The sequence below is a fragment of the Pseudomonas sp. NPDC089392 genome (assembly GCF_044749595.1).
Taxonomy (GTDB): domain Bacteria; phylum Pseudomonadota; class Gammaproteobacteria; order Pseudomonadales; family Pseudomonadaceae; genus Aquipseudomonas.
The window spans coordinates 26,286-39,485 of the sequence record NZ_JBIVIF010000001.1; the positions used below are offsets into that span (position 1 = coordinate 26,286).

The window sequence follows — 13,200 nt, forward strand, 5'->3', positions numbered from 1 at the left end:
CCTCTAGATGACCACACAGCGGTCACTTGGTTGCCTGGCCCGACGAAACGCCGGGCTCAAGGGCAACCCGGCGCCTTGCGCTGGTGGTCTTCGTCGTACTTTTCCAGGCCTTCCGGGCCTACGCGCTTGCTGATCACCGGCACCGTCTCGGCCTGCCACTCGGACTGGTAGCAACCGCCCTTGGGCGGCTGCGCCGGGTCGGCATCCGAGGCCGGGCTGCCAGAGCAGGCGCTCAGCAGACCGGCCAGCAGCATCACAGGCAATTGCTTGACCATCAGGCCACTCCCTTTGCCAAGCGCCGACGTCATCAGGCCTTGGCCCGCTCTTCCAGGATTGCCACGGCTGGCAGGACTTTGCCCTCGACGAACTCGAGGAAGGCGCCACCACCGGTAGAAATGTAGGAGATTTCCTTGCTGACGCCATATTTGTCGATGGCCGCCAGGGTGTCACCGCCACCGGCGATGGAGAACGCGGCGCTTTCGGCGATGGCCTTGGCCAGTACCTTGGTGCCGTTGCCGAACTGGTCGAACTCGAACACGCCGACCGGGCCGTTCCACAGGATAGTCTTCGACGACTTCAGCAGTTCGGCGAAGTTGGCTGCAGTTTGCGGGCCGATGTCCAGGATCATGTCATCAGCGGCAACGTCGGCAATGGCCTTGACGGTGGCTTCTGCGGTTTCGGCGAACTCCTTGGCAACCACGACGTCGACCGGCAGAGGCACGCTGACCTTGGCGGCGATGGCCTTGGCGGTGTCGACCAGGTCAGGCTCGTACAGCGACTTGCCGACCGGGTGGCCGGCAGCGGCCAGGAAGGTGTTGGCAATGCCGCCGCCGACGATCAGCTGGTCGCAAACGCTGCTCAGGCTGTTCAGCACGTCCAGCTTGGTGGAAACCTTGGAACCGGCAACGATGGCCGCCATCGGCTTGGCCGGGGCCTTCAGGGCCTTGCCCAGGGCATCCAGCTCGGCAGCCAGCAGCGGGCCGGCAGCAGCGACCTTGGCGAACTTGGCTACACCATGTGTCGAACCTTCGGCGCGGTGAGCGGTACCGAAGGCGTCCATGACGAACACGTCGCACAGGGCGGCGTATTTCTGCGCCAGCTCGTCGGCGTTCTTCTTCTCGCCCTTGTTGAAGCGCACGTTCTCGAACAGCACCAGCTCACCGGCCTGTACCGCGACACCGTCCAGGTAGTCGGCAACCAGCGGTACTTCGCGGCCCAAGGCCTTGCTCAGGTAGTCGGCAACTGGCTTGAGGCTGTTTTCGGCAGAGAACTCGCCTTCGGTCGGGCGGCCCAGGTGCGAGCAGACCATTACCGCCGCGCCCTTCTCCAGGGCCAGCTTGATGGTCGGCAGCGCTGCCAGGATACGCGCGTCGCTGGTTACCACACCGTCCTTCACAGGCACGTTGAGGTCTTCGCGGATCAGTACGCGCTTACCTTGCAGGTCGAGGTCGGTCATCTTCAACACGGTCATGAATGCAGTCCTTCAGGGCTGTTTGTTGCGGGTTGGGTGAACGACGTGCAGAAAGTGTTCGGCAACGTCGAGCATACGGTTGGCGAACCCCCATTCGTTGTCGAACCAAGCCAGCAGGTTCACCAGGCGGGGGCCGGAAACACGGGTCTGGCTGGCATCGACGATCGCCGAATGCGGGTCATGGTTGAAATCACAGCTGGCGTGGGGCAGTTCGGTGTAGGCCAGCAAGCCTTTCAGCGGGCCTTCCAGCGCCGCCTCGCGCAGCACCTGGTTGACCTCGGCCGCGCTGGTGTCGCGGGCGGTCTGCAGGGTGATGTCCAGGCACGAGACATTGACGGTCGGTACGCGTACCGCTTTGGCCTGGATTCGCCCGGCAAGTTCCGGGAGCAGGCGCTCGATGCCACGCGCCAGGCCAGTGGACACCGGGATTACCGACTGGAAGGCCGAACGCGTACGGCGCAGGTCTTCGTGGTGATAGGCGTCGATCACCGGCTGGTCATTCATCGCCGAGTGAATGGTGGTGATCTGCACGTACTCAATGCCGAACGCCTGGTCCAGCACGCGCAGCAGCGGCACGCCGCAGTTGGTGGTACACGAGGCGTTGGACACCAGGCGCTCGCTGCCGGTCAGGCAGGCCTGGTTGACGCCGTAGACCACCGTGGCATCGACATCGGCTTCGCTGGCCATCGGCTGCGAGAACAGCACCCGTGGCGCGCCGGCGTCGAGGAAGCGCTGGCCATCGGCACGGGTGTGGTAGGCGCCGGAACACTCCAGCACCAGGTCGATGTCCAGGGCGGCCCAGTCGATGCCTTCGGGGGTGGCACTGCGCATTACCTTCACGCAGTCGCCATTGATGTGCAGACAGTCGCCGTCGACTTTCACCTCACCCGGGAAACGCCCATGGGTGGAATCGAAGCGTGTCAGGTATTCCAGGCTGGCCTGGTCGGCCAGGTCGTTCAGCGCGACGATCTCGAAACCGGCCTTTGCCCCCCGCTCGAACAGCGCGCGCAGGACACAGCGGCCGATACGGCCATAACCGTTGAGTGCAACTTTGTAGGGACGCAGGTGGGACATAGGTAGCTCTTGAACTCCGGCAGTTGAACGGGGCCGCTGCGCGGCCCATTCGCGGCACAAGGCCGCTCCCACAGGGCACGGCGTGCGCAATACCCTGTGGGAGCGGCCTTGTGCCGCGAACGAGGGCCAAAGGCCCTCGCCTTCCTTGTATCAGTCTTCCAGCAGCTCTTCGGCAGTACCCAGGATGTTCTCCAGGGTGAAGCCGAATTCTTCGAACAGTGCCGAAGCCGGCGCCGACTCACCGTAGGTGGTCATGCCGATGATACGGCCTTCCAGGCCGACGTACTTGTACCAGAAGTCGGCGTGGGCAGCTTCGATGGCGATGCGCGCACCCACTTCCAGCGGCAGCACGGACTGCTTGTAGGCAGCGTCCTGGGCATCGAACACGCTGGTGCATGGCATGGAAACCACACGCACCTTGCGGCCTTGCTCGGTCAGCTTGTCGAAGGCCTGAACGGCCAGGCCCACTTCGGAACCGGTGGAAATCAGGATCAGCTCAGGCTCGCCTGCGCAGTCCTTGAGCACGTAGCCGCCGCGGCTGATGTCGGCGATCTGCTGGGCGTTGCGGTCCTGGTGCTGCAGGTTCTGGCGCGAGAAGATCAGCGCCGAAGGGCCGTCCTTGCGCTCCAGGGCGTTTTTCCAGGACACGGCAGATTCCACCGCGTCGGCCGGGCGCCAGGTGTCCAGGTTCGGCGTGCTGCGCAGGCTGGTCAGCTGTTCGATCGGCTGGTGAGTCGGGCCGTCTTCGCCCAGGCCGATGGAGTCGTGGGTGTAAACGTGGATCACGCGCTGCTTCATCAGTGCCGACATGCGCACGGCGTTGCGGGCGTATTCCATGAACATCAGGAAGGTTGCGCCGTAAGGCACCAGGCCACCGTGCAGGGCAACGCCGTTCATGATGGCGGTCATGCCGAACTCGCGTACGCCGTAGAACACGTAGTTGCCGCTGGCGTCATTGGCTTCTACGCCCTTGCAACCCTTCCACAGGGTCAGGTTGGAGCCGGCCAGGTCAGCCGAACCGCCGAGGAACTCGGGCAGCAGCGGGCCGAAGGCATTCAGGGCGTTCTGGCTGGCCTTGCGGCTGGCGATGGTTTCACCCTTGGCAGCCACTTCTTCGATGTAGGCCTGGGCCTTGGCGCTGAAGTCGGCCGGCAGCTCACCGCTGTCACGGCGCTTGAACTCGGCAGCCAGCTCCGGGTGGGCCTTGGCGTAGGCGTCGAAGCGCTGGTTCCACTCGGCTTCGGCCTTGGCACCGGCGGCCTTGGCATCCCACTCGGCATAGATGTCGGCCGGGATTTCGAACGGGCCGTGGTTCCATTTCAGGGCCTGGCGGGTCAGGGCGATTTCGTCGTTGCCCAGCGGTGCGCCGTGGCAGTCTTCCTTGCCCTGCTTGTTCGGCGAACCGAAACCGATGGTGGTCTTGCAGCAGATCAGGGTCGGGCGGTCGCTCTTGCGCGCCGTCTCGATGGCCATCTTGATTTCTTCGGCATCGTGGCCGTCGACGTTGCGGATCACCTGCCAGTTGTAGGCTTCGAAGCGCGCCGGGGTGTTGTCGGTGAACCAGCCGTGCACTTCGCCGTCGATGGAGATGCCGTTGTCGTCGTAGAAGGCGATCAGCTTGTTCAGGCCCAGGGTGCCGGCCAGCGAGGCGACTTCGTGGGAGATGCCTTCCATCATGCAGCCGTCGCCGAGGAACACGTAGGTGTTGTGGTCGACGATGTTGTGGCCGTCACGGTTGAACTGGGCGCCCAGTACCTTTTCTGCCAGGGCAAAGCCCACGGCGTTGGCCAGGCCCTGGCCCAGTGGGCCAGTGGTGGTCTCGACGCCGGCGGTGTAGCCGTATTCCGGGTGGCCCGGGGTGCGGCTGTGCAGCTGGCGGAAGGCCTTGAGGTCGTCGATCGACAGGTCGTAGCCGGTCAGGTGCAGCAGCGAGTAGATCAGCATCGAGCCGTGGCCGTTGGACAGCACGAAGCGGTCACGGTCGGCGAAATCCGGGTTGCTCGGGTTGTGCTTCAGGTAGTCACGCCACAGTACTTCGGCGATATCCGCCATGCCCATGGGGGCACCTGGGTGGCCGCTATTAGCCTTTTGCACGGCATCCATGCTGAGGGCACGAATGGCGTTGGCACGTTCACGACGGCTGGGCATCGCTGATCTCCTGGGGGGCTTGAATAGGTAGTGTTACGAAAAAAGGCGGCCATTTTCGCCCACTGGAGGGGCTTGGGGCAATGACGTATGGTCGCAGTCGGGGGATTTTCCTGTGATTGGCATTCAATTCGGGGCAAAAACGGGAGAACAGTCCCGCTCATCACTCAATATCAAAACTTTTTGATATTGGCCTTGCGAGGGCAACGATGCCTGTCTAGACTGCCGCCCCATGAACCTCCGTGCGCAATCGATCCCCGAGCAACGCGAAGCATTGGCTGCCCTGTGCAAAGCCAGTGGCGACGAATTGCGCCTGAACGTGTTGCGCGCCCTGGCCAACGACTCGTTCGGCGTGCTCGAACTGGCGCAGATCTTCGATGTCGGCCAGTCGGGCATGAGCCACCACCTGAAGGTGCTGGCCCAGGCCGAGCTGGTGGCGACCCGCCGCGAAGGCAACGCCATCTTCTACCGCCGCGCCCTGCCCGACAGCCTGCGCCTGGGTGGCCGGCTGCACGCGGCGCTGCTCGAAGAGGTCGATGACCTGACCCTGCCACCAGAAGTGCAGGCACGGATCGCCCAGGTGCAGCAACGCCGCGCAGCCACCAGCCAGGACTTCTTCCTGCGCGTGGAAGAAAAGTTTCGCGCCCAGCAAGACCTGATCGCCGGCTTGCCGCAGTACCGCGAAAGCCTGCTGGCGCTGCTCGACAAACTGCATTTCGACCCGGCTGCCAGTGCCCTGGAGGTCGGCCCCGGCGACGGTGGTTTCCTGCCCGACCTGGCCCGGCGCTTCGCCCAGGTCACCGCCCTGGACAACAGCCCGACCATGCTCGAACTGGCGCGCCAGGTGTGCCAGCGCGAAGGGCTCGACAACGTTAACCTGCAGTTGGCCGATGCACTGGGTGCAACGGATGTGGCCGCCGACTGCGTTGTGCTGAACATGGTGCTGCACCACTTCAGCGACCCGGCCCTGGCCTTGCGCCAGCTGGCCAAACGGGTGAAGGCAGGCGGCAGCCTGCTGGTCACCGAACTGTGCAGCCATGACCAGGGGTGGGCGCGCGAAGCCTGCGGCGACCTGTGGCTTGGCTTCGAACAGGACGACCTGGCCCGCTGGGCCAACGCTGCCGGGCTGGCCCATGGGGACAGCCTGTACGTGGGCTTGCGTAACGGTTTCCAGATCCAGGTCCGCCATTTCCAGCGGACGGCTGGCGACATACACCATCGGTAATTTTTCAGGAACCTTCGAGATGAGCGAATACTCCCTTTTCACCTCCGAGTCCGTGTCCGAAGGGCATCCGGACAAGATCGCCGACCAGATTTCGGACGCTGTCCTTGATGCCATCATCGCCCAGGACAAATACGCCCGTGTAGCCTGCGAGACCCTGGTCAAGACCGGCGTCGCCATCATCGCCGGCGAAGTCACCACTTCGGCCTGGGTCGACCTGGAAGAACTGGTGCGCAAGGTCATCATCGACATCGGCTACAACAGCTCCGACGTCGGCTTCGACGGCGCCACCTGCGCCGTGATGAACATCATCGGCAAGCAGTCGGTGGACATCGCCCAGGGCGTGGACCGCTCCAAGCCGGAAGACCAGGGCGCCGGTGACCAGGGCCTGATGTTCGGCTATGCCAGCAACGAAACCGACGTGCTGATGCCAGCGCCAATCTGCTTCTCGCACCGCCTGGTCGAGCGCCAGGCCGAAGCGCGCAAGTCCGGCCTGCTGCCGTGGCTGCGCCCGGATGCCAAGTCGCAGGTCACCTGCCGCTACGAAAACGGCAAGGTAGTGGGCATCGACGCCATCGTGCTGTCGACCCAGCACAACCCTGAGGTTTCGCAGAAAGACCTGCAAGAAGCCGTGATGGAGCTGATCGTCAAACACACCCTGCCTGCCGAACTGCTGCACAAGGGCACCCAGTACCACATCAACCCGACCGGCAACTTCATCATCGGTGGCCCGGTGGGTGACTGTGGCCTGACCGGCCGCAAGATCATCGTCGACTCCTACGGCGGCATGGCCCGCCACGGTGGTGGCGCGTTCTCCGGCAAAGACCCGTCCAAGGTCGACCGCTCCGCCGCCTATGCTGGCCGCTACGTAGCCAAGAACATCGTCGCCGCCGGCCTGGCCGAGCGTTGCGAGATCCAGGTTTCCTACGCCATTGGCGTGGCCCAGCCGACCTCCATCTCGATCAACACCTTTGGTACCGGCAAGGTCTCCGACGACAAGATCATCCAGATCGTGCGCGAGTGCTTCGACCTGCGTCCATACGCCATCACCACCATGCTCGACCTGCTGCACCCGATGTACCAGGAAACCGCTGCCTACGGTCACTTCGGCCGCACCCCGCAGCAGAAGACTGTCGGCGACGACACCTTCACCACTTTCACCTGGGAACGCACCGACCGCGCCCAGGCGCTGCGTGACGCTGCCGGCCTGTAAGTTTTCCTACAGCGGGAAATGAAAGCCCCTGCCGAGTGATCGGCGGGGGCTTTTTTGTGGTCTTTTGAAAAGTGTATGGCTGGGAGGTGTCCGCCATAAGGTTTTTGTTGCCTGTGAGATCGAGCGCCGCCCGCGCGGCGCTTCGCAGCACAAGGCTGCTCCTACATCTGTTTCGGGCCAGTTATTCCTGAGGCGCAGGCGCGCGCCCCCTTGGCGTTCACCTCTATATCGCGTTGGACAAACAAGGCGGTCGCGCGCGCCGGTGCAGGCGTTACTGGCCCGAAACAGATGTAGGAGCAGCCTTGTGCTGCGAAGCGCCGCGCGGGCGGCGCTCGATTTCCGCAACACCTCAAAACCCAAGACAGGCACCTGGCAGCCCTCACAACCTTCTCGCGACATATCACCTGACAACTCCATGCCCCACCCGCTGCCAGACCTGCCTACGCTAACAGCTCACCCCGCCAAGCAAGGATGCTGGCCATGCCGCTCATGCTGCTGTTCACCCTGCTGTTATTACTTCAGCCCCCACTAACCTGGGCCGCCACATGCCCCGCCTGGAACCCGCAACAAGTCGAAACTGAAATTGCCCAGCTGCGTGCCACGCTTGGTCGTTGGGACGACCATTACCATCGCCAGGGCATTGCGCTGGTGCCCGATGAGCTTTACGACCAGAGCCGCCAGCGCCTTGAGCATTTGCAGCAGTGCTTTGGCCTGGCGACAAGCTCATCCCCCCTGGCCAGCGCTCGCGGCCCGATCCCACACCCAGTGCCGCATACCGGCGTCGACAAGCTGGCCGACCGCCAGGCCGTACAACGCTGGCTGGCCGGCAAGACCGAGGTGTGGGTACAGCCCAAGGTCGATGGCGTTGCGGTCTCCCTCATCTATCGACAAGGCCAGCTGGTGCAACTGATCAGCCGCGGTGACGGTGTACAAGGCCACGACTGGAGCCGGCACATTCCCCAGCTCGGCGCCATCGTCCGGCAGCTGCCTCAGGCAATCGACCTGCAGTTGCAGGGCGAACTCTACTTGCGCCTGGACGCGCATGTGCAGGCTCAGGCAGGCAGCGCCAATGCCCGTGGCACGGTGGCTGGGTTACTTGCGCGCAAGCAGCTGAGTCGTGAGCAAGGCGTCGGTATTGGCTTGTTAGTCTGGGATTGGCCACAGGGCCCGAGCCAGCAGGGCGAACGCCTCACGCAGCTGGCACAACTGGGCTTTGCCGACAGCCAGCACTACAGCGTCGCCATCGATACGCTGGAGGATGCAGCCCATTGGCGCGAGCACTGGTACCGCTCCGCCCTGCCCTTCGCCACCGATGGCGTGGTCTTGCGCCAGAGCAACCGGCCACCCGCCGAGCGCTGGCAGGCCAAGGCGCCCTATTGGATCGCGGCATGGAAGTACCCCTACGCGCAGGCCTTGGCCGAAGTGCGCGATGTACGCTTTCGGGTCGGCCGCACCGGCAGGGTGACACCGGTGCTGCAATTGTTGCCGGTTACCCTCGATGACCGGCGGATCACCCAGGTGAGCGTGGGCTCGCTGGCGCGCTGGCAAAGCCTCGACATCCGCCCCGGTGACCAGGTGGCCGTCAGCCTTGCCGGGCTGACCATCCCACGCCTGGAGCAGGTGGTGCACCGCGCCGTCGAGCGCCAGGCAGTGGCCGCGCCTGCACCCGGCCAGCATCATGCCCACAGCTGCTGGCAGGCCAGCGACGGCTGCGAGGAGCAATTCATCGCCCGCCTTACCTGGCTTAGTGGCAAACAGGGGCTGGCGCTGCCGCGAACCGGGCCCGGCACATGGCGCCGGCTGGTCGCAGCCGGGCTGGTGACTTCGATGACCGACTGGCTGCACCTGGATGGCGAACGCCTGGGTCAGGTAGCAGGCATTGGCGAGGCGACAGCCGTGCAGTTGCTGGGAAGTTTCGACGCAGCCCGCTCACGGCCTTTTGCGCAGTGGCTGCGAGGGCTTGGTGCGCCCATGCCTACTGGCATGCTGTTGACCGGCGAGTGGCAATCGCTGGCTGCCCGCACACCTGGCGATTGGCAGGCATCGCCCGGTATCGGCGAGAAGCGCGCGCAACAACTGGCCCGTTTTTTTGCGACCGACGAAGTCCAGGCGATTGCAGCGCAGTTGGCCAATGCCGGCATCGATGGCTTTAAAAACGCCAGGCAATGATTTTTTACCAATTTGCCTGTAGGGAAACCCCGACTTTCAAACGGAAAACCCCGACAAGGGTTTCTAAATGGGCAAAACCAAGGCAGGATTTCCCCCTACTTTTTTTGCTGCCCCGCCCCGTCCAGGAGGCTTTTCATGAAACGTATTTCGACCCTTTTCCTGCTCGCAACCCTTGGCCTCGCCGCAGGTGCCGTGCAGGCTGCCGAGCCGGATGCCGGCCTGACGGGCTGCGCCGCCAAGCGCAGCGCCATCGAGAACCAGCTGAAAATTGCCCGTGACCACGGCAACAACGACCAGGTCGCCGGGCTGGAAGAAGCGCTGCGCGGGGTCGACAACTGCACCGATGCCAGCCTGCGCAAGGAACGTGAGCAGAAGGTCCTCGAAGCCCGTCACGAAGTGGCCCAGCGGGAAAAGGACCTGAAGAAGGCAGAGAAGAAGGGCGATTCCGAGAAGATCAACAAGCGCAAGGACAAGCTGGCCGAGTCACGTAAGGAACTGCAGGAAGCAGTCGACGACCTCGACCGTTGAGGCCGACGCTAAAAGTGCGTTGTCTTTAATGGCCTCATCGCCGGCAAGCCAGCTCCCACAGGTATCGCGCCGCCTTCGAGAGCTGTGCAATACCTGTGGGAGCTGGCTTGCCCGCGATGAGGCCAGTGCAGGTCATCAGTGATTTCGGAATTCGGTATGACACGCCTTGCACGCCGCTTCGACCTTGTCCATCGGTGCCTTCAACTGCACAGCGTCCAGCGGTTGGCCGCGGGTGACATCGACCAGTTCGCCAGTAACACCTTCCAGCTGCCGGGCCAGGTCATGAAAACGCGTCTGGCGCTCCCACACTTCGGCACGCGCACTGCTCTCGCCAGCAGCATCACGCACTTGCGGAAAGTGCTGCCAAGGCTGGTGCGAGAGGCTGTCCAGTTTCAGCGCCCCGTCGGCAAACTTCACCCCGTCGAACGGCAGCCGGCCACGCAACATGCCGCCCAGGTCTTCGCTGGTCTTGAGCATGTCCTTGAAGATCACCTTGCGCTTGCCCAGCGGCGAGTTCGGGTCAACCCGATCGCAGCCACTCAGGGCACTGCCCAAGGCCAGTGCAGCCAGCAGAACAACGGTCAATCGCTTCAACATCACGCTCACTTCGGCCTACGCAAATGGGCGGCCAGTATCACCGCCCAAGGGCCAAAGACCAATAGCCACATAAAAAACAGGGGCGAATATTCATGTTCGCCCATGACAGGAATGCATACATGAAATCTGCCCTGCGCCACCTGGCCTGGACACTTCCGGTGCTGGCTTTGCTGGCCGGCTGCAACGGCGGCGAGAACGCCAAGCCCGAGCCCCATGCCATCGCCACCTACGCCCCAGCCACCTGGAAAGACCTGCCCGTGGTCAGCGACGAAGACCTGCTGGCCGGCTTCTACGCCTGGCGTAGCGGCTGTGAAAAGCTCAAGCGCGACCCGGTATGGGCCGCCACCTGCGAAGCGGCGGGCAGCGCCACGGCCAGCGCCGCCCAGGTGCGTACCTTCCTGGAGCAGAACCTGCAGGTATACGGCCTGCGCTCCGCCGAGAACAACGCCAACGGCCTGATCACCGGCTACTACGAGCCGGTCTACCCCGGCAGCATGAAACGCACCGAAGCGGCCCATGTGGCGGTGTATGGCGTGCCCGACGACATGATCGTGGTCGACCTGGCCAGCGTATACCCGGAACTCAAGGGCAAGCGCCTGCGCGGTCGCCTTGATGGCCGGGTGCTGAAGCCTTACGACACCGCCGAGGTGATCAACCGGAATGGCGTCAAGGCGCCGGTGCTGGCCTGGCTGACCGACCCGATGGACCTGCAGTTCTTGCAGATCCAAGGCTCGGGGCGAGTACAACTGGAAGACGGCCGCCAGCTGCGCCTGGGCTACGCCGACCAGAACGGCCACCCCTACCGGCCGATTGGCCGTTGGCTGGTGGAACAGGGCCAGCTGAAAAAGGAAGAAGTAAGCATGGGCGCCATTCATGCCTGGGCCCAGGCCAACCCGCAGCGCGTGCCGGAGCTGCTGGCCAGCAACCCCAGCTACGTGTTCTTCAGCACCCGCCCGGACAGCAATGAAGGCCCGCGTGGTTCGCTGAACGTACCGCTGACTGCCGGCTACAGCGTGGCCATTGATCGCAAGGTGATCCCGCTGGGCAGCCTGTTGTGGCTGTCCACCACCCGCCCGGACGGCACGCCGGTTGTACGCCCGGTGGGGGCTCAGGACACCGGCGGGGCAATTGCTGGCGAGGTGCGTGCGGACTTGTTCTGGGGCACCGGCCCGGAGGCCGGCGAGCTGGCCGGGAACATGAAGCAGCAGGGGCAGATCTGGATGTTGTGGCCCAAGGGCCAGCCGCTGCCTGAGGTGCCCAAAGTGCCTTGATCGGCGGTGGATTCTTCGCGGGCTCGCCCGCTCCCACAGGTACACCACAGACCTCGAATGCTGCGTTGTACATTTGGGAGCGGGCAAGCCCGCGAAGCAGGCGACTCGGTTTCAGATGGAAACCACAAAGAACCCCACAATCATCGCCACCCCGGCAAACCACACCAGCGAGCGCAGTGCAGCCCAGTCGGCCAGGTAGCAGATGATGTACAGCAACCGGCTGGTGATATACATCACCCCCAGCACATCCTGGGTTACCTGCTCGGCATTGCCGACGATATCCGCCACCAGCACCGCCGCAGCAAACGCCGGGAAGGCCTCGAAGCTGTTCTGCTGGGCCGCATGCGCCCGTCGCGGCAGCCCAGACAGGGTATCGAGGAACGCACGCGGGTCATGATTGTCCTTCAAGCCGAAGCGGCCACTGCTGACTTTGGCAATCAGCGCACACAATGGCGGCAAGAACAGCGCGATGAGGATGCACCACAGGGCAACAGTCATGGACAGGACTCCTTGTTCAGTCTTAGGTCAAAGCTTCATTACCAGCATGCCGGCCAACACCAGCCCGCAAGCTAGGAGTCTCGGCCCGCCAAAAGGTTCTTTGAGGTAGCGCATACCCAGCAACACCACCAGGATCACGCTCAACTCCCGCAGTGCCGCCGCCTCGGCCACCGAGCCCAGGTGCATGGCCCACAGTACCAGCGCATAGCTGAACAGCACGCAGAACCCTACCGCCAGCCCCAAGCGCCACTGGGTTCGCCAGAACAAGGCAAAAGGTTCCCGTCGCGCGACAGTGGCCAGTAGCGGGAATTGCCAGGCACTGAGCAAGGTCAGCCACACCAGGTAATCCCACGGTTTGCCCCACAGACGTACGGCCTGGCCGTCGAACCAGGTGTAGCAACCGATACACAGGCCAATCAACGCGACCACCGGCAGCATCGACCAGGGCAACCGATCTCCGCCGCCGCCCTGCCACAACAGGCAGGCCATGCCACAGGGGATCAGCAGGATGCCGATGATCTGCTGCTGGCTCAGCGACTCCCCGGCAAAGGCCAGGGTCAGCCCCAGCACCACCAGCGGCGACAGCCCGCGCATCAGAGGATAGACCAGCCCCAGGTCGCCCACGCGGTAGGCCTGGATCAGCAGAAAGCGGTACAGCTGTTCGGCCAGCGCCGAGGCGATCAGCCACGGCCAGATTTTGGCCGGCGGCACCTCGACGAAGGGCACTGCCAGCACGGCGAAGGCCAGCGCCACCGTGTCCATGCTGGCGATCACCAGCAGGCGTTCGCCGCTGAATTTGATCAGGGTGTTCCAGGTCGCGTGCAGCAGGGCGGCGACCAAAACCAGGGAAGTTGCCAGCACGCCTTCGAGTCCTTGTGACGTTTTGAGGGATGAATATATAGCGTTGGGCTGCGGGTTGCCTGCGGTGTGTATGCCGGGAGAGTTTCAGCGCCTGTGAGATCGAGCGCCGCCCGCGCGGCGCTTCGCGGCTAAAGCCGCTCCTACGTTTGTT

The 13,200-nt window shown here is 63.8% G+C and carries 12 protein-coding genes; 5 read left to right on the top strand and 7 right to left on the bottom strand.

From position 1 onward, the window contains the following. Nucleotides 1-56 precede the first annotated feature (56 nt). The 4 genes from ACIP1G_RS00095 to tkt all read right to left on the bottom strand — a co-directional run bounded on the left by ACIP1G_RS00095 (nt 57) and on the right by tkt (nt 4,693). Entirely contained in the window at nt 57-308 is a 252-nt protein-coding gene (locus ACIP1G_RS00095; RefSeq protein ID WP_400732399.1) for a hypothetical protein, read from the bottom strand. Continuing rightward, entirely contained in the window at nt 308-1,471 is a 1,164-nt protein-coding gene (locus ACIP1G_RS00100; RefSeq protein WP_400732401.1) for a phosphoglycerate kinase, read from the bottom strand. Before ACIP1G_RS00100 ends, ACIP1G_RS00095 begins: the two co-directional genes overlap by 1 nt. Before the next feature lie 12 nt (nt 1,472-1,483). Further along, on the bottom strand, nt 1,484-2,545 hold the full coding sequence (gene epd / locus ACIP1G_RS00105; RefSeq protein ID WP_400732403.1) for an erythrose-4-phosphate dehydrogenase: 1,062 nt from the start codon (nt 2,543-2,545) through the stop codon (nt 1,484-1,486). 150 nt (nt 2,546-2,695) lie between these two features. Next, nucleotides 2,696-4,693 carry a transketolase gene (tkt, locus tag ACIP1G_RS00110; RefSeq protein ID WP_400732406.1) on the bottom strand — a complete coding sequence of 666 codons (1,998 nt, stop codon included), beginning with the start codon at nt 4,691-4,693 and terminating at the stop codon, nt 2,696-2,698. Between the two features lie 229 nt (nt 4,694-4,922). On the opposite strand from tkt, the gene ACIP1G_RS00115 reads away from it, so the two are divergent. The 4 genes from ACIP1G_RS00115 (at nt 4,923) to ACIP1G_RS00130 (ending at nt 9,822) form a co-directional block, all read left to right on the top strand. After that, complete coding sequence (locus ACIP1G_RS00115; protein WP_400732409.1) at nt 4,923-5,915, top strand: ArsR/SmtB family transcription factor; 993 nt, start codon at nt 4,923-4,925, stop codon at nt 5,913-5,915. Nucleotides 5,916-5,934: 19 nt separating this feature from the next. Next, nucleotides 5,935-7,125 (top strand): methionine adenosyltransferase, encoded by a 1,191-nt coding sequence (gene metK, locus ACIP1G_RS00120; protein ID WP_400732411.1) that lies wholly within the window; start codon nt 5,935-5,937, stop codon nt 7,123-7,125. Nucleotides 7,126-7,605: 480 nt separating this feature from the next. After that, nucleotides 7,606-9,294: an NAD-dependent DNA ligase LigB gene (gene ligB / locus ACIP1G_RS00125; protein WP_400732414.1), complete on the top strand. Its 1,689-nt coding sequence runs from the start codon at nt 7,606-7,608 to the stop codon at nt 9,292-9,294. A gap of 135 nt (nt 9,295-9,429) precedes the next feature. After that, the gene (locus ACIP1G_RS00130; protein ID WP_400732417.1) at nt 9,430-9,822 is read left to right on the top strand and encodes a DUF1090 domain-containing protein; all 393 of its coding nucleotides are present in this window, start codon (nt 9,430-9,432) and stop codon (nt 9,820-9,822) included. 135 nt (nt 9,823-9,957) lie between these two features. Here ACIP1G_RS00130 and ACIP1G_RS00135 read toward each other — a convergent pair whose 3' ends face one another. Beyond that, nucleotides 9,958-10,419, bottom strand: coding sequence for a c-type cytochrome (locus ACIP1G_RS00135; protein WP_400732420.1), 462 nt, complete (start codon nt 10,417-10,419; stop codon nt 9,958-9,960). 119 nt (nt 10,420-10,538) lie between these two features. Here ACIP1G_RS00135 and ACIP1G_RS00140 point away from each other — a divergent pair, with 119 nt between their 5' ends. Beyond that, nucleotides 10,539-11,690 carry a murein transglycosylase A gene (locus ACIP1G_RS00140; protein WP_400732421.1) on the top strand — a complete coding sequence of 384 codons (1,152 nt, stop codon included), beginning with the start codon at nt 10,539-10,541 and terminating at the stop codon, nt 11,688-11,690. 111 nt (nt 11,691-11,801) lie between these two features. Here ACIP1G_RS00140 and ACIP1G_RS00145 read toward each other — a convergent pair whose 3' ends face one another. Both ACIP1G_RS00145 and ACIP1G_RS00150 read right to left on the bottom strand, forming a co-directional pair. Next, nucleotides 11,802-12,188 carry an MAPEG family protein gene (locus ACIP1G_RS00145; RefSeq protein ID WP_400732424.1) on the bottom strand — a complete coding sequence of 129 codons (387 nt, stop codon included), beginning with the start codon at nt 12,186-12,188 and terminating at the stop codon, nt 11,802-11,804. A gap of 27 nt (nt 12,189-12,215) precedes the next feature. Next, nucleotides 12,216-13,049, bottom strand: coding sequence for an EamA family transporter (locus tag ACIP1G_RS00150; protein ID WP_400732427.1), 834 nt, complete (start codon nt 13,047-13,049; stop codon nt 12,216-12,218). Between the last annotated feature and the right edge of the window lie 151 nt (nt 13,050-13,200).

Excerpts from the sequence above, each read along its gene's own strand:
- ACIP1G_RS00140 (WP_400732421.1), top strand. The coding sequence starts at position 10,539 with ATGAAATCTGCCCTGCGCCACCTGGCCTGGACACTTCCGGTGCTGGCT.
- ligB (WP_400732414.1), top strand. The coding sequence starts at position 7,606 with ATGCCGCTCATGCTGCTGTTCACCCTGCTGTTATTACTTCAGCCCCCA.
- ACIP1G_RS00100 (WP_400732401.1), bottom strand. The coding sequence starts at position 1,471 with ATGACCGTGTTGAAGATGACCGACCTCGACCTGCAAGGTAAGCGCGTA.
- metK (WP_400732411.1), top strand. The coding sequence starts at position 5,935 with ATGAGCGAATACTCCCTTTTCACCTCCGAGTCCGTGTCCGAAGGGCAT.
- ACIP1G_RS00145 (WP_400732424.1), bottom strand. The coding sequence starts at position 12,188 with ATGACTGTTGCCCTGTGGTGCATCCTCATCGCGCTGTTCTTGCCGCCA.
- tkt (WP_400732406.1), bottom strand. The coding sequence starts at position 4,693 with ATGCCCAGCCGTCGTGAACGTGCCAACGCCATTCGTGCCCTCAGCATG.
- epd (WP_400732403.1), bottom strand. The coding sequence starts at position 2,545 with ATGTCCCACCTGCGTCCCTACAAAGTTGCACTCAACGGTTATGGCCGT.
- ACIP1G_RS00130 (WP_400732417.1), top strand. The coding sequence starts at position 9,430 with ATGAAACGTATTTCGACCCTTTTCCTGCTCGCAACCCTTGGCCTCGCC.
- ACIP1G_RS00135 (WP_400732420.1), bottom strand. The coding sequence starts at position 10,419 with ATGTTGAAGCGATTGACCGTTGTTCTGCTGGCTGCACTGGCCTTGGGC.
- ACIP1G_RS00095 (WP_400732399.1), bottom strand. The coding sequence starts at position 308 with ATGACGTCGGCGCTTGGCAAAGGGAGTGGCCTGATGGTCAAGCAATTG.
- ACIP1G_RS00115 (WP_400732409.1), top strand. The coding sequence starts at position 4,923 with ATGAACCTCCGTGCGCAATCGATCCCCGAGCAACGCGAAGCATTGGCT.